17 protein-coding genes and 1 riboswitch are annotated in these 15,134 nt (G+C 30.3%); of the genes, 15 read left to right on the forward strand and 2 right to left on the reverse strand.

The features are described from left to right. Positions 1-105: 105 nt before the first annotated feature. Together IO99_RS00705 and IO99_RS00710 are read left to right on the forward strand one after the other, a co-directional pair. Positions 106-1,431 carry a nucleotide sugar dehydrogenase gene (locus tag IO99_RS00705; protein ID WP_035129084.1) on the forward strand — a complete coding sequence of 442 codons (1,326 nt, stop codon included), beginning with the start codon at positions 106-108 and terminating at the stop codon, positions 1,429-1,431. Between the two features lie 57 nt (positions 1,432-1,488). Beyond that, on the forward strand, positions 1,489-2,865 hold the full coding sequence (locus IO99_RS00710) for a mannose-1-phosphate guanylyltransferase/mannose-6-phosphate isomerase (protein ID WP_035129087.1): 1,377 nt from the start codon (positions 1,489-1,491) through the stop codon (positions 2,863-2,865). A gap of 67 nt (positions 2,866-2,932) precedes the next feature. On the opposite strand, the gene IO99_RS00715 is transcribed toward IO99_RS00710, so the two are convergent. Next, on the reverse strand, positions 2,933-3,892 hold the full coding sequence (locus IO99_RS00715) for an LCP family protein (RefSeq protein ID WP_035129090.1): 960 nt from the start codon (positions 3,890-3,892) through the stop codon (positions 2,933-2,935). Positions 3,893-4,514: 622 nt separating this feature from the next. Between IO99_RS00715 and IO99_RS00720 the strand changes: the two genes are divergently transcribed. Further along, positions 4,515-5,285 (forward strand): tyrosine-protein phosphatase, encoded by a 771-nt coding sequence (locus IO99_RS00720; protein WP_035129093.1) that lies wholly within the window; start codon positions 4,515-4,517, stop codon positions 5,283-5,285. 120 nt (positions 5,286-5,405) lie between these two features. Further along, positions 5,406-5,489: riboswitch (cyclic di-GMP riboswitch) on the forward strand. Between the two features lie 266 nt (positions 5,490-5,755). On the opposite strand, the gene IO99_RS00725 is transcribed toward IO99_RS00720, so the two are convergent. Further along, positions 5,756-6,814: a GGDEF domain-containing protein gene (locus IO99_RS00725; RefSeq protein WP_035129096.1), complete on the reverse strand. Its 1,059-nt coding sequence runs from the start codon at positions 6,812-6,814 to the stop codon at positions 5,756-5,758. 313 nt (positions 6,815-7,127) lie between these two features. Between IO99_RS00725 and IO99_RS18190 the strand changes: the two genes are divergently transcribed. From IO99_RS18190 to IO99_RS00775, 12 genes are all read left to right on the forward strand, one after another. Next, positions 7,128-7,322, forward strand: a complete 195-nt coding sequence (locus IO99_RS18190) for a hypothetical protein (RefSeq protein WP_051823794.1) — start codon at positions 7,128-7,130, stop codon at positions 7,320-7,322. A 69-nt stretch (positions 7,323-7,391) separates the two neighbouring features. Continuing rightward, positions 7,392-7,790: a hypothetical protein gene (locus tag IO99_RS18195; protein ID WP_051823795.1), complete on the forward strand. Its 399-nt coding sequence runs from the start codon at positions 7,392-7,394 to the stop codon at positions 7,788-7,790. Positions 7,791-7,985: 195 nt separating this feature from the next. Next, complete coding sequence (locus IO99_RS00735; protein WP_035129100.1) at positions 7,986-8,195, forward strand: hypothetical protein; 210 nt, start codon at positions 7,986-7,988, stop codon at positions 8,193-8,195. Between the two features lie 56 nt (positions 8,196-8,251). After that, positions 8,252-8,473, forward strand: a complete 222-nt coding sequence (locus IO99_RS00740; protein WP_035129103.1) for a hypothetical protein — start codon at positions 8,252-8,254, stop codon at positions 8,471-8,473. A 477-nt stretch (positions 8,474-8,950) separates the two neighbouring features. Then, positions 8,951-9,289: a single-stranded DNA-binding protein gene (locus IO99_RS00745; RefSeq protein ID WP_035129106.1), complete on the forward strand. Its 339-nt coding sequence runs from the start codon at positions 8,951-8,953 to the stop codon at positions 9,287-9,289. A 255-nt stretch (positions 9,290-9,544) separates the two neighbouring features. After that, on the forward strand, positions 9,545-10,471 hold the full coding sequence (locus IO99_RS00750) for an SPFH domain-containing protein (protein WP_278245217.1): 927 nt from the start codon (positions 9,545-9,547) through the stop codon (positions 10,469-10,471). Positions 10,472-10,473: 2 nt separating this feature from the next. Continuing rightward, on the forward strand, positions 10,474-11,214 hold the full coding sequence (locus IO99_RS00755) for a hypothetical protein (protein WP_035129109.1): 741 nt from the start codon (positions 10,474-10,476) through the stop codon (positions 11,212-11,214). 51 nt (positions 11,215-11,265) lie between these two features. Then, entirely contained in the window at positions 11,266-11,391 is a 126-nt protein-coding gene (locus tag IO99_RS19710) for a hypothetical protein (protein ID WP_341349068.1), read from the forward strand. A gap of 33 nt (positions 11,392-11,424) precedes the next feature. Next, positions 11,425-11,655: a TM2 domain-containing protein gene (locus IO99_RS19715; protein ID WP_035129111.1), complete on the forward strand. Its 231-nt coding sequence runs from the start codon at positions 11,425-11,427 to the stop codon at positions 11,653-11,655. 212 nt (positions 11,656-11,867) lie between these two features. Further along, positions 11,868-12,977, forward strand: a complete 1,110-nt coding sequence (locus tag IO99_RS00765) for a capsular polysaccharide biosynthesis protein CapF (protein WP_035129115.1) — start codon at positions 11,868-11,870, stop codon at positions 12,975-12,977. A gap of 2 nt (positions 12,978-12,979) precedes the next feature. Further along, positions 12,980-14,116: a non-hydrolyzing UDP-N-acetylglucosamine 2-epimerase gene (gene wecB / locus IO99_RS00770; RefSeq protein WP_035129117.1), complete on the forward strand. Its 1,137-nt coding sequence runs from the start codon at positions 12,980-12,982 to the stop codon at positions 14,114-14,116. A gap of 151 nt (positions 14,117-14,267) precedes the next feature. Further along, positions 14,268-15,068: a YveK family protein gene (locus IO99_RS00775; RefSeq protein WP_051823799.1), complete on the forward strand. Its 801-nt coding sequence runs from the start codon at positions 14,268-14,270 to the stop codon at positions 15,066-15,068. The last annotated feature ends 66 nt before the right edge of the window (positions 15,069-15,134 follow it).

The following is a 15,134-nucleotide window of genomic DNA, read 5'->3' on the forward strand; positions in this document are numbered from 1 at the left end:
TATCCAACAACAACCAGGTTGTTGGATAAATCTAATTAATTGTTAAAAATATATCAAAGTTTATCAAAATAATAATTGCTAATTTGAACAATAGGAGACGATATAATGAAAGATTTAAAAATATCCTTAGTAGGACTTGGCTATGTAGGAATGCCTTTAGCGGTAGCTTTTGCTAAAAAGCTTCCTGTAGTTGGATTTGATGTAAACAAGGAAAAGATAAATAAGTACTTAAGTGGAGTAGATGTAACTAATGAAGTTGGAGATGAAGCTATTAAAGCATCTACTGTAGATTTTACAAGTGATGAAACAAAATTAAGAGTATGTAACTTCCACATAGTTGCAGTACCAACTCCAACTAATGAAGATAAAACTCCAGATCTAAGACCAGTTATAGGTGCTAGTGAAATTTTAGGAAGAAACTTAACTAAAGGTTCTATAGTAGTATATGAATCTACAGTATATCCAGGGGTAACAGAGGAAATCTGTGTACCAATACTAGAAAGAGAATCTGGACTTATTTGCGGACAAGATTTTAAAATTGGATATTCTCCAGAGAGAATAAACCCAGGTGATAAGGTTCATAGATTAGAAAATATAATGAAGATAGTATCTGGTATGGATGAAGAAACTTTAGATACAGTTGCTAAAGCTTATGAACTAGTTATAGAAGCTGGAGTATATAGAGCTGAAAGTATAAAAGTTGCAGAAGCAGCTAAATTAATAGAAAACTGTCAAAGAGATGTTAACATAGCCTTCGTTAATGAACTTGCTATGATCTTTGATAGAATGGGTATAGATACTAAAGCTGTAATAGATGCCGCAGGTAGTAAGTGGAACTTTATAAAACTAAACCCAGGCTTAGTAGGGGGACACTGTATAGGAGTAGATCCATATTACCTAATTCACAGAGCTAAAGAGGTTGGTGTAGAATCAAAGGTTATAGCTGCTGGAAGAAACATAAATGATGGAATGGCTAAGTATATTGCAGAAAACACAGTGAAAAGTTTAATAAAAGCTAATAAGAGAGTTAAAAATGCAAAGGTAGCAGTTCTTGGACTTACATTTAAGGAAGATTGTCCAGATACAAGAAATACAAAGGTAGTGGATATTATAGATGAACTTAAAGACTATGGAGTAAATGTATTAGCCACAGATCCTGTAGCATGTAAGGAAGAAGTTAAAAAAGAGTATGGAATAGATATGGTTTCTATGGAAGATATTAAAGATGTAGATGCTATTATCCTTGCTGTATCTCATCATAATTATAGAGAAATGAGTATAAAGGATTTTGCTCCACTATATAGAAGTGAAGCTTTAGATGAAGTAGCAGCAGCTAAGGATGAAGTAGAAAAAGATGTATTCATAGATGTAAAAGGCATTATGAATAAGCATAGTATAGATTCAGATACTATGATTTATTGGAGATTGTAATATATTGAAATTATTTACTCCGATTAAATTTAAAGTACTCAGTTAGGAGATTAAGGTATGAAAGTAATAATTTTAGCAGGTGGAAGTGGATCAAGACTTTGGCCACTAAGTCGTGATAGATATCCAAAACAATTTATAAAGTTGCAAGGAGATAGTTCATCCTTATTTCAAGATACATTTAAAAGAAGTTTATTATTAGTAAATTTAGATGAAATATATGTAGTTACAAATGAAAAGTATAAATTTTTAGTTATGGGTGCAGTAGAAGAATTAGGTTATAAATGTAATGAATCTAATATTATCATTGAACCAGAATCTAAAAATACTTTGCCAGCCATTTATGCTGGAGTTAATGAAATAGTTAAAAAGGGGAATGATAATGTTATAGTATTCCCTTCAGACCATATGATTTTAAAAAGTCAAGAGTTTGTAAAGATTATTAAAAATTCTGAGGATCTAACTAAAGATTCTATAATAACCTTTGGTATTAAACCAGACGGGCCTAATACTGGATATGGATATATTGCACCTGGAAGTGAGAAATTAAATGGTTATGAAGTAAAAGCTTTTAAGGAAAAACCAGAGTATGAAGTAGCAGTTACATACGTGGAAGAGGGTTATTATTGGAATGCTGGCATATTTATGTTTAACACTGAATTTTTTATAAATGAAGTAAAACTCTATGCAAAAAATATTTACAATGCATTTAAAACTAGCAATAATATTAAAGAGGCGTTTAGTAAGATTGATGAAAAGATTTCAATTGATTATGCCATCATGGAAAAAAGTAAAAATGTTACTGTAGCACCTGTAGATATTGGATGGAATGATTTGGGTAGTTTTGATTCTTTTTATGATATTTTTAAAAAAGATGAAAATAATAATATTTGTGATAGTAACAATATACTTATTGATTCAAAGAATAATTATGTTTATTCAGAAAAAGGAAAACTAGTATCTATTGTTGGAGTTGATAATCTAATTGTAGTAGATAACAGAGATGCATTGTTAATATGTAAAAAAGAGCAGTCTCAAAGAGTAAAAGAAGTTGTGGAGATTTTAAAATCTAAGGATGATAGCAGAATAGAATATCCTGTTGAAGATTACAGACCTTGGGGAAACTATAAAGTTCTCGAAGAAGAACAAAATTCATATAAAATAAAAAGAATTAAAGTAAGTCAAGGGAAAAAATTAAGTTATCAGATGCATCATCATAGAAGCGAACACTGGATTGTTGTAAAAGGTATAGCAAGGGTAACTATAGATGACGTAGAGAAACTAGTGCCAGCTGGAGAAAGTATTTTTATAAAACCAAGACAAAAGCATAGACTTGAAAACCCAGGAAAAGTGCCCCTAGAGATAATTGAAGTACAGATGGGAGAATATTTAGAAGAAGATGATATTATAAGGTTTGATGATGAGTATGGAAGATAATATCATTAACAATATGGATGTAAATAAAGAAAACACCAACTATTATAAATAGTTGGTGTTTTCTTTATTATTTCTTATCATTAAATATATAATCTCTCATTTGTTTTTTAACAGTTTCAATATCAAACTTTAAATAGTATATTCCAGTGCTCATATCCCCTGTTCCATCTCCGTCCCTTGGGAATCTTTCTTGCTCTAAATTTCCGCTTCCTAAACCAACTACTTTAGTTGCTAGAGATACAAAATCACCAGAACTTAGATTAGTTTGAACTAGAGGAAGGATATTATTTAGAATATTAGGGTACGATTTCGGAGGTGCATTAAGAGCCTTAGTAAACACTGCAGACATTACATTTCTATGTCTGTGAGTTCTTTCATAATCATCACCACTAGCATATCTTATTCTAGAATAGGCCAAAGCTTGCTTGCCTGTTAATAATGTAGGTCCAGTAGAAGATACACCAGGTATATGTGATATTTCTTCTTCTGTAATATCGATAGTAATTCCACCTAGTATATCAATTATTTGTGGTAGTGAAGAAAAGTTTACTGATACAAAATCTTCTATATTAAGTCCAAAATTTTCATTTAAGGTCCTAATAGCTAAGGGAGCACCTCCATAGGCATAGGCATGATTTATTTTATCCATACCATGCTCTGGAATGTTAACATAGGAGTCCCTCATAATTGAAGTTACTTTAACTTTGTTATGAATTGGATCAATAGTAGCTATCATTATGGAGTCAGAACGTCCCGCTTGTCCCTCTTCTGCATCTATACCATATAAAACTATATTTTTTATAGATTCATGACTTTCATATTCTTTAAGTTCTTCCTTTGGAGTAATACTTAGATGAGATGTGTCTATCTTTACAGTATCCATCTTATTATATAAGGAATAAAAATATCCTGCTCCAATAGCTATTATAAATATGAATAATCCTAGAATTCCCATAGAAATTTTAAATCCCAGGGAGCGTTTCTTCTTTTTTCTTTTTTTATTAGGAACAAAATTATTTTGTGACATAGTTTCACTCCTCTCTATACCTAATTCTATCACCATATTTTATAGGTGTAAATATAAACAAATACATAATGGGTAATTATTCCATGAAATTTATTATAAATTTTTATGAACTTGATACGATGATATTATTATAAATTAATGGATAAATTAATAGTATATATGCACATAAAATGAATATTACTGTTGGAATATATTAAATAAGTGTCAAAATTATGCAAAATATTACTAGTAACCTTGATTTTTTACTAGTAATGTTACTGGAAATATGGTATTATATAAATGTGACAGTTATGTATGCAATTGAAATATAAAGGAATTTGTACTATGAGGAGAATAAAAGAATAAGATTACAACATACAAATTTGTTAAATTTTAATCAAGTATATAATTTAATCATTAGTACAACGTGGTAATGATGTGCAATATTATTACTAGAAGAGATGAAACGCTACTTGTGATTAGATTTTAAAAAAGAAGTTCTGTTATAAATTCTATAAACTTTTGAAAATGTCAATGTAAAAATACTATTGGCAAATACCAAAAATGAGTGGTAACTAAAAGAAGTAATTATTATGGTGATAAATAATATTTAGCATTTCACTTACAAGTTGGAGGAGTGATTATGATAGATTTTCATAGCCATATACTTCATGGAGTGGATGATGGATCTAAAGATGAAGATATGACTGTAGACATGCTTAATCTGGCAGTAAAGTCAGGAACAACAGGGATTGTTGCCACTCCACATTTTTTTAGGGGTAGGTTTCAAGTGCCTTATGAGGTAATAGAAAAAGAAGTAGAGAAATTGAAAATTTTAGCTAGAGAAAAGGGTGTAGATATAGAAATATTTTGTGGACAAGAAGTTTACTATACTAGTAGAATTCTAGAAAGCTTTCAATGCGGTGATATATCTACCATTGAAGATAGTAGATATATGTTAATAGAATTTCCTTTTAGAGAGTTTTCAGTGGATGAAGTTATAAATGATATATATGAACTTCAATTAAAGGGAGTTGTACCTATCATTGCTCATCCAGAGCGCTATAAAAAATTTATAGAAGCTCCTCACCTTATAAATAAGTTTGTTGAAGAGGGTTTTTTATTTCAACTAAACACAGGTAGCATAGCAGGAGACTTTGGACGAGATGTTAAAAAAACTGCAGAGTTATTTGTAAAACACAAAATATATAGCACTATAGGTTCCGATGGTCATAGGTGTGATGTTAGAACTACGGATATGACAGCGGGTATAAAAGCTATAGAAAAAATAAACCCTAGGTATGTTAAGGATATTGAGAATACTTCTGAGGAAATTTTAAAGAATAATAAAGTGAGTTTTCAAGGAGAAAAGATTAAAAAGTCACTTAGAATTATTAGTTTATTTAAAAGATAGAATGAAAATTATATAATTTACATAAATTTAAACTGGGTGTATCGGTTATGTAAAGGTCGGGAAATTGGGGGAACTTTTAATAGCTGATAGGGGTAAAATAAAATTCGACATAAATAACTTAAATATAAAGGGAATTATGAAATGTAGTCTGTACTTGGGCGCTTGGACTACAGGGAGTTAGTAGCGCAACCCACCTTTATCTTATTAATTCAGGGAAACTATAAGTTTGAAGGGGAAATTTATGGTATATGAGTTATTAAAAGATAGCGGTGGGTTATTTTTATCTAGTTTTATAAATTAAGAATTGGTGGGCAGTCTTAATTAAGAGGTAATATGCAAGGTTGACTCTATTAAAAATTACAATAATAAAGTGTGATAATAGACTGGAAATTTAGGTTAACTAGTTTTATAGTTAAATATGTAATAGGATCAGACCCCTTCTATTTTATATAGGGGTCTGATCCTAATTTTTAATTATTATTACACTTTCTTAAGCTTTGCATATACATTACAATGAGTTCATCTAAATATTGGCTAATTTCTAATCTTTTATCATAATCAAAGTTATCTTCTACTGTCACACATACTTCATTTAAAACCTCTTGCATATCTTTAATTTTGTAATGAAGTTTAGACAACCTAGCATTATTTTTCTCTCCATTACTACAATTAATATTATTATAATTCTTTCCATGGAATTGCTCATGGATTTCTTCTAGAATACTCTCAACATTTCTATTTATACCATCAACGGAGTATACTTCTGTATCTGTGGTTATTTTAGTATCTATATCACTATATCTTATTGTAAAATTGCTAAATAATTGGTTTAGTATATCTAAAATCTCTTTTATACTATTTTCATTATTTAAAACAATTAAAAATGAATCCATGTCATATCTTCCAATCCAATTTAATTTATTTAAAATTAACTCTTTAAACAGACTAGCTACATCTGCTACTATCTTTTCTTCTATATTTTTACCATATTTGTATCCGATGCTTTTTAAATAATCGATGGTTACTTTAATTATTGACATGGGATATCCGTGAATAATGCAATTATTTATATCTACAGCTAATCTTTCATCGATATAGTCTCTATTATACAAACCTGAGGTTTTATCAATAATATTATTATCATTTATTTCATCAATAATCTTACTTAAATTTGAATTATTACCTTTATCATAAAATATATTTCTGTCTTTTGATATATCCTTTAAAGTCTCTATAATATATGTTTTGCCATCTACATCCCAAGGTATGGCCATTATTAAAAAAAACTTGTTAGAAGTGTATTCTATCTTTATAAATATATCTTTTTTATTTAGTGCTCTCATGGAAATACAGTTATTACATCTAGAATCTCTTTTCCAAAAATCATAGCATTTACGTTCACCACATTCAATTTCATTTTCTTTAGCAATCATTGAAGTCAAATTTATTGGGTCTACAACTCTAATAACATCACTGATTTTACTTACTAGTTTCATTTCTCCCATTATTTTATTTAATAAGTTAATCATTGTATTTCCCCCTTAAACTTAATTTTAGTATATTTTATCACTGTTTACAAATAAATGGAATGGGGTCAGACCCCCTTCCACTTATATCCATGAACGTTGACTCTCCTGTTTCCTTTAGTTAAGGATATACTATTAATAAAATATATAGATAAAGTCTATAATCATAATAAAATAAATATAGAAGATTATAGTAAAATGACCACAACAATAAAAATATTAACTGATATGGAGTGATTTACCTATTAATAGTAAAATACAAGTTGGATGGATTATACATTCAACTTACACTTTTTACGAGAAGAGGGATGATTTAATGGATGCACTTTTAAGCTTAAAGAATACTATTGAAGACTTTTCAGTGGAGTATGATATTATTTCTCAAGCTGATTTGTCAACTGAACTGAATGAAAGACAAATAAGAATTCTTATGGGCATAAGTTCTGTTGACGAACAAATGAGATTAATCAACTGGAAATTAATGAGATTAATGAACAAATTGATAAATTAACAAACCATGCTGATGGTATAGACTATTGGTAGCAGTTGGTAGTGGTGTCGTTGCAGGTCCATTGATTCTTTGTGGGTTGAAGATTTCTCCTTTGAAAGGGGAAAAGAGTGGAGTAATAAAACATTCAATGATTTTGCTATGAAAACAGCTAAAAAGCAAGGCTATCATAAGGATAGATTAGATGGGGCAATAAGTTTCTTTGAGGACAAGTTCAAGATTCCAAGTGACAATGTTTGGAAAGGTACTGGTGCTGGAATAAGCACAAAAAGTCATCACCTTGATGATTTAGCACATCATCCTAAACCTTTAGGGTTATTTTCTTCAATTCTTACACAGTTTTCAAAGACTGGATATTTTCAAAATAAAGATGGTTCGTTTATTAAGATGGCAGTATCCGAAGAAGGAGATTTAATAGGTGAAGATTTTCCCCAAAAGATATTTGCAGGTAGTATAAATTGGTTCCAGTAATATTAAATGAGGTTATTGTTCGAGGATTCTATTTTATTCGCCGCTTTAGTATGCATTTAAAGAAAAGGGTAGTTTTGACAAAATCCAATGGAAGAACACGTTACCATGGAATAATCGCACTATTGTTAGAATACTCACCATTTCTGCAGGTACATTTATAGCAATTGATATGGCTGATGCAGCTATCGTTCCCTTGTGAAATCTATACAAGAAATAATAGATAGGATTAAGAAAATAGGACAGTATACATTTTCTATAGAGGAGCGAAATCCTGGATTGCTTAGTGAAATATACTTGGAAACTCATGGTGAAAAGCGCAAAGAGCATGATAAGTCCATTGTTGCTCAAGAAAAAAGAGATGAAGATCAAGATAAAGATATTCTAGCTCAGGCTAAGAAAGGTTAGAACATGATAGACTGTTTGCTGAGCAAACAGATAAAGATACAGAATGTGAGAAAGCATTGGAACTTTTAAAAATAGAAAGTATATATTGTAAAAAACAACTTTCTTTATATACAGAGGAGTTGGATTCCAAGGAGAAAAAAGATGAAGAATTAATGCAATTAATCCAAAGACATGATGATGAAATAAAACAATTAAATGAAGAGATAGATTTACTAAAAGAATCTCTTGAAAATAAAACCAATAAAATACTACGATTGTGTCAATTGCTATTGTTGTAATTTCATTAGTTTTTATTATCGTGCAATACTTTATATAGAAGAAGCGTATACATATATACAGGTTTAACATATAGAAAAAGTTAAGAGATTAGCAAATTAAAGCTAGTCTCAAATGCTATGGGCATGATCCTAAGTTTTAATCATTATGAACAAAGCTCACTTAGGCAAAGCCTTCCTCCGCAAGGCCAAAGGGAGATGTGAACAGAACGTGAATACTGGTCTGATAGTCTGCAGAAATGGGACATTTTATGCGAAATAATAGGAAAAAACTATTGTAAGGGTATCAGATAGGATAGGACTAGAAAGCAAGTCTAGAAATTTAAAGACCTCCAAGGTTATAAAAAAATTATGAATACCATAATGAAGCATACAAATTAACAGGTTTTGTATGCGTTTAAACTTATTTTAAATACATTGAATAAGATTGTATGTTCGTGTTAATAATTAAAACAAATTAACTTATGGAGGTAATGTTTTATGAATAAAGTAACTTTAATTGGTAACGTAGTAAGGGAGCTAGAATTAAAAACTTATGATGGTTCAGAGGGGAAAGGAAGCTATACAAAGTTTACATTAGCTGTAAATGAATATAGACATAAAGATAAGGATAACAATGCTGTTTTTATTAATGTAGTTGCCTTTGGTAGGCAGGCAGAAATACTTGGCCAATATGTGACAAAAGGCAGTAAGTTAGGTATTGAAGGAAAGATAAACACTGATAGTTATATTAATAGCAAGGGAGAAAAGAAATATGGCTTCGTAGTTACTTTAGAGAGATTTTATTTTCTAGATATTAAAAAGGAGAATATAAGTTAAGGGTACGGGTCCTTTAATTAAGCTCTTTATAGCTTTATATTTATATAGTATCCTAGTGAAAAATTTTAATAGTTAAATATGACATATAATCAGACCCCTTGTACTTTGTATCAGGGGTCTGATTATAATTTTTAGTCATTACTACATTTTCTTAAGCTTAGCATATATATTTCAGTTAGATTCTATGCTGAGGCGCTAGCATGAAAGAGATTATAATAGAAACATAAAAATATATAGATAAATCCCTTAATTAATATTCCCTTTGGAGGTAAAACACCATTTTCGGCTGAAGTGTTTTTTATAAACAATACTGCAAAATTAGATATTTTATGGGGAACTACAGACCCAATTAGTTTGATTGATCCTAAATATGCAGTTAGATTGAGGGTGCGTGCTTTTGGTCAATTTGCAATTAAAATTTCTGACTACCGTGTTTTTTTAACAGAACTAATTGGAGCTTTAGGAGATAGTCAAATTGTAAAATATGATCTTGTAATTAAATATTTTAAAGGAATTATAGTAACCAAGATTAAGACTATTATTTCCGATATAATTATTAATCAGAAAATTTCTGTACTGGAGATAACACCACGTTTAGAAGAGATTTCAGAGATTGTCAAGAATCGTATTTTCATGGAATTTGAACGTTTTGGAATTGAAGTTGTGAATTTTTACATATCCTCAATCAATTTTCCAGAGGAAGACTTTAACACAATCAATACAATTCTTGAGGAAAAAGCTGCTTTCGATATCATTGGTGATAACCGTTATAATGTTAAGAGATCCTTTGATGTGATGCAATCAGCAGCTGATAATGAAGGTGGAGGAAATTTAGCTACTGCAGGTATTGGACTTGGACTTGGAGCTGGAGCAGGTATAGCTGTTGGAAATAATTTTGCAACTGCTGCTAGTAGTGTAACAAATACTCCTGCCAAAACAGTAACTTGCCAAAAGTGTGGAACAGAAAATTCAGAAGGAGCTAAGTTTTGTTCAGGTTGCGGAAATAAGGTAGCAACTGCAAAAATTGAGTGTTATTCATGCAAAGCATTAGTGGATGATAATATGAAATTTTGTCCAAACTGTGGGTCTTCTATGTTGAAAAAAACTTGTACAAATTGTCATACAGAGAATTTACCAGGAACCAAGTTCTGTTCAGAATGTGGTACTAAATTGGAGGGGTAATTGTGAAGAATGATAAACTTTCATCAGCGGATTTGATGAAAATTTTAGGATGTTTTATTTTTGATATTGGAATAACATTAGCTTATTTTCAAATATTTGGCTTGTTCCTTATTATCGCACCTATTAAATCTATGTTAATACTTTTTGTTCTACTTATGGGATTATTAATTTTAAATGGAGCAATTATTTATCCTAGTATGATATTTAGAACTATAGGAATACCTTATACAGCAGGAACTGTGACCTTATGTATATTATATGCTATTATATCAAATGCTATTTCAATTTTTCTAATACCAGGAACTATCATTGGGTATGTGGTATGGGAATTAATCATTTTTGTAATCTTTATAATTATATTTTCAGTAATTGGAGCTTTTTCAAAGACCACTTCTGAAGAGGCATATAAAGCTGAAAAGGAACAAACTGAAAAAACACTTATAATGTTACAGTTATTAGAAGTAGAGAATGCACTTAATAGTAAAGAGAATCAAGAGGAAATTATGAAATGCCGCAGTCTTTTTAATGCATTGAAGGAACGCATTAAAGCTTCTACACCTTTTGGTAGAATTAGTGGTAATAATGCAGTTTTTCAAGTGGAAAACCAAATTAAAGAGAATTTAGTATCAATAAAGTTAGGTTTTCAAGAGGACTTAACTGATAAAACCTTGGCAGAACTTGAAAGATTACTTGAAGATACGCGAAGACTTGTTATGAATAGAGAAACTTTAAATATTAAATAGATTTATAAAATAATATTTTAGTATACTACAAATAAAAAGGGAGAGATTAAAATGAATGAAAGACAATGTCAAACTTGTGGAGCAGCAATTGATTTAAATGCAACTGAATGTAAATATTGTGGGGAATCAATAGCTGTTCAACAACCACAACAATATCAGCAACCGCAGTATCAGTAGCAACAATATCAACAAACACAGTATCAACAACCTATGTATGCTCAACCACCAGTTCCAAGCAAAAGCAAAATTGCAGCTGGAATACTTGCAATCCTACTTGGAGGCTTAGGAATACATAAGTTTTATTTAGGTAAAATCGGAATGGGAATATTATACATATTGTTTTGCTGGACATATATACCAGCTATAATTGGTGTTGTTGAAGGAATAATATATCTAACTGCAAGTGATGAAAAGTTTTATTATAAGTATGATAAGCATTAAATAATTGGGATAAAACACCATGGGGTCAGACCCCATTACATTTTTTGTAATAGAATATTTATTAACAAATATTAATATATTTGAAAAGATAGATTATTATTTATGGAGAATTTAAATGCATATCAAAATTATGTTATCAATCTCGAGGCAATTCAAACCTCTTGCAATGACCCCTGGGAATGTGAACAAATTATAGAAAGGTAGGTATGGTTATGAAAATACTTGTTACAGGCGCAAATGGTTTTGTAGGTAAAAACCTTATAGCAGAGCTTAATAATAGGGGTTATAATCACATATATAAATTTGACATAGATACGGACACAACACTATTAGATGAGTTTACTAAAAACTGTGGATTTGTATTTCACCTTGCGGGAGTAAATAGACCTAAAGATGAAAAAGATTTTATGGAAGGGAATTTTGGATTTACCTCAGAGCTTTTAGAACTTTTGAAGAAGCATAATAATAAATCTTCCATATTAATTACTTCTTCTATTCAAGCTGAAAGAGATAACTCTTATGGAAATAGTAAAAGAGCTGGTGAAGAATTGTTATTCAACTATAGCAAGGAAACAGGAGCCAAAGTTTTAGTATATAGATTACCTAATCTTTTTGGGAAGTGGAGCAGACCAAATTATAATACAGTAGTAGCTACTTATTGTCATAACATATCGAGAGGCTTAGACATACAGATAAATAATGAAGATGCAGAACTTACATTATGCTATATAGATGATGTTTTGGATGAGTTTATAAGAGCTCTTGAAGGTAATGAAACTAAAAATGGTGATTACTGTTGTGTTCCAGTAACTCATAAAATTAAATTAGGGGATTTAGCAGATAGAATAAGAAGCTTTAATGAAAGTAGAAAAGAATTAAGTGTTCCTAATATGGAGGATTTACTAACTAAAAAACTTTATAGCACATATTTAAGCTTTCTGCCAGAAGATGAATTTTCTTATGATTTAAAAATGAACTGTGATAACAGAGGATCTTTTACTGAATTTATTAGAACCCCAGAGAGAGGTCAAGTTTCAGTAAATGTAGCAAAGCCAGGAATAACAAAAGGAAATCACTGGCACCATACTAAGAATGAAAAGTTCCTGGTAGTAAGTGGTACTGGACTTATTCGTTTTAGAAAAATAGGTTCAGATGAAATTATAGAATACAAAGTAAGTGGAGAAAAGTTTCAAGTGGTAGATATACCAACAGGATATACTCACTCTATAGTAAATATCGGAAACACTGATATGGTTACTGTAATGTGGGCAAGTGAAGCCTTTAATCCTGAGAAACCAGATACTTATTTTTTGGAGGTATAAAAATGAGGAAGCTTAAAGTAATGACAGTAGTTGGTACAAGACCAGAAATAATAAGGTTGTCAGCTGTTATAAAAAAATTAGAAGAATCAGAAGCTATCGAACATATTTTGGTTCATACTGGCCAAAATTATGATTATGAATTAAATGAAGTGTTTTTTAAAGATTTTAAATTGAAAACCCCAGATTATTTCCTAAAAGCGGCTACTGGAACAGCAGTAGAAACCATAGGGAATATACTTGTTAAAATAGATCCAATAATGGAAGAAGTAAAACCAGAGGCTTTCTTAGTACTAGGAGATACAAACAGTTGTCTTACAGCTATAGCAGCCAAGAGAAGACATATTCCAATATTCCATATGGAAGCAGGAAATAGGTGCTTTGATCAAAGAGTGCCGGAAGAGACTAATAGAAAAATAGTAGATCATACTTCAGATATAAATTTAACTTATAGTGATATTGCAAGAGAATATTTACTAAGAGAAGGCTTTCCCTCTGACAGAGTAATTAAGACAGGAAGTCCAATGTTTGAAGTAATTAACTCAAGAAGAGAAGATATAGAAAAATCAGATGTATTAGAAAGATTAAATTTGAAACAAGGACAATACTTTGTAGTATCAGCTCATAGAGAAGAAAATATAAGCTCTGAAGTGAACTTCTTAAATTTAGTTGAGAGTTTAAATGCAGTGGCAGAAAAATATAATATGCCAATAATAGTAAGTACACATCCTAGAACTAGAAAGATGTTAGATTCAAAGGGAATTGAATTCAATTCTTTAATATCACTTATGAAACCACTTGGATTTAATGATTATGTGAAGCTTCAAACAAAAGCTAAAGCGGTATTAAGTGATAGTGGAACAATAAGTGAAGAATCTTCAATTTTAGGGTTTAGAGCACTTAATATAAGACAAGCTCATGAAAGACCAGAGGCAATGGAAGAAGCATCAGTAATGATGGTAGGGCTTGAAAAAGAGAGAATATTACAAGGCTTAGAGATACTAGAAAGTCAAGAAGTAGGAACTTTAAGAAGAGTAGCAGATTATAGCATGCCTAATGTGTCTGATAAAGTATTGAGGATAATATTATCTTATACAGACTATGTAAATAGAGTAGTTTGGGTAAAATACAAAAAATTGTAACAAGGTAAAAATTTGTAACGGGGTCTGACCCCATTCCATAAAATGGGATGGGGTCAGACCCTGTTTCATTTTATGGAAAATATCTTTTTATTGTAATTTTAATAAAAATTCAACATATATTATATTATATCAAAATAATTTGGGGGGGAGTATGAAATCAAATACAAGAGGGAACTTAGGTGAAAATATTAGTGTGAGAGAATCTACTAATTTAGAAGAAATCATTACTATAAAAGAAATGTTAGATGTTCCCATAAAAAGCTGGAAACTTATATTAATTTCTATTTTAAGCATAACCTTAATGGTAGCAATATTTACATTTTTCTTAATAGAGCCACAATATGAGACAAGTGCTAAGGTATTTATAGGTAAGGAGCAAGGATCTAAGGAAGAGTATAGTACCAATGATGTAGAAATGTATCAACAACTCTTAAAGACCTATTCAGAGTTAATAAAGACTAAAGATTTAACAAAAGCTGCAATAGACTCTTCCAATATTGATATTACTCCAGTAGAGGTTCTAAAAAAATTAAGGGTGGTAACGGTAGCAGATACTCAGATAATTGAAATTAAGTATCAAAGTAAAAGTCCGGATGAGGCTATTAAAATGATAAATTCTATAGTAAAGGAGTTTGTACAATTTGCAGTTAAGATAGTGCCAAATGGTAATGTGCAAGTCTTAGAAAGTCCAACCTTCCCAGAAAAATCAGTTGTTCCAAATAAGAGGTTGAATCTATGTATAGGAGTTTTATTAGGGTTAATGGTAGGTATAGGATTAAGTTTTTTATTAGAATTCTTGGATAATACCTATAAAACCAGGGAGCAGGTGGAAAGAGAAGTAGGTATACCTGTAATTGGACAGATTCCTAAGGAGGGAATTATCAAAGGTATAAAGGGAACTTCAAATGATAATTGTGAGGCTGATAATCATAAGAAAAATGAAGCTAAGTAAGTATAAAAATCATATATTGTATTAAGCATAAATGTTTTATGTAAATGAATATAAGTAAATATATTA

The sequence above is a fragment of the Clostridium sulfidigenes genome, assembly GCF_000732635.1.
Taxonomy (GTDB): domain Bacteria; phylum Bacillota; class Clostridia; order Clostridiales; family Clostridiaceae; genus Clostridium_J; species Clostridium_J sulfidigenes.

Bases quoted from the DNA above. Each gene is read 5' to 3' on its own strand.
- IO99_RS00705 (WP_035129084.1), top strand. From the start codon at position 106: ATGAAAGATTTAAAAATATCCTTAGTAGGACTTGGCTATGTAGGAATG.
- IO99_RS00710 (WP_035129087.1), top strand. From the start codon at position 1,489: ATGAAAGTAATAATTTTAGCAGGTGGAAGTGGATCAAGACTTTGGCCA.
- IO99_RS00715 (WP_035129090.1), bottom strand. From the start codon at position 3,892: ATGTCACAAAATAATTTTGTTCCTAATAAAAAAAGAAAAAAGAAGAAA.
- IO99_RS00720 (WP_035129093.1), top strand. From the start codon at position 4,515: ATGATAGATTTTCATAGCCATATACTTCATGGAGTGGATGATGGATCT.
- IO99_RS00725 (WP_035129096.1), bottom strand. From the start codon at position 6,814: ATGATTAACTTATTAAATAAAATAATGGGAGAAATGAAACTAGTAAGT.
- IO99_RS18190 (WP_051823794.1), top strand. From the start codon at position 7,128: ATGGATGCACTTTTAAGCTTAAAGAATACTATTGAAGACTTTTCAGTG.
- IO99_RS00745 (WP_035129106.1), top strand. From the start codon at position 8,951: ATGAATAAAGTAACTTTAATTGGTAACGTAGTAAGGGAGCTAGAATTA.
- IO99_RS19710 (WP_341349068.1), top strand. From the start codon at position 11,266: ATGAATGAAAGACAATGTCAAACTTGTGGAGCAGCAATTGATTTAAAT.
- IO99_RS19715 (WP_035129111.1), top strand. From the start codon at position 11,425: ATGTATGCTCAACCACCAGTTCCAAGCAAAAGCAAAATTGCAGCTGGA.
- IO99_RS00765 (WP_035129115.1), top strand. From the start codon at position 11,868: ATGAAAATACTTGTTACAGGCGCAAATGGTTTTGTAGGTAAAAACCTT.
- wecB (WP_035129117.1), top strand. From the start codon at position 12,980: ATGAGGAAGCTTAAAGTAATGACAGTAGTTGGTACAAGACCAGAAATA.
- IO99_RS00775 (WP_051823799.1), top strand. From the start codon at position 14,268: ATGAAATCAAATACAAGAGGGAACTTAGGTGAAAATATTAGTGTGAGA.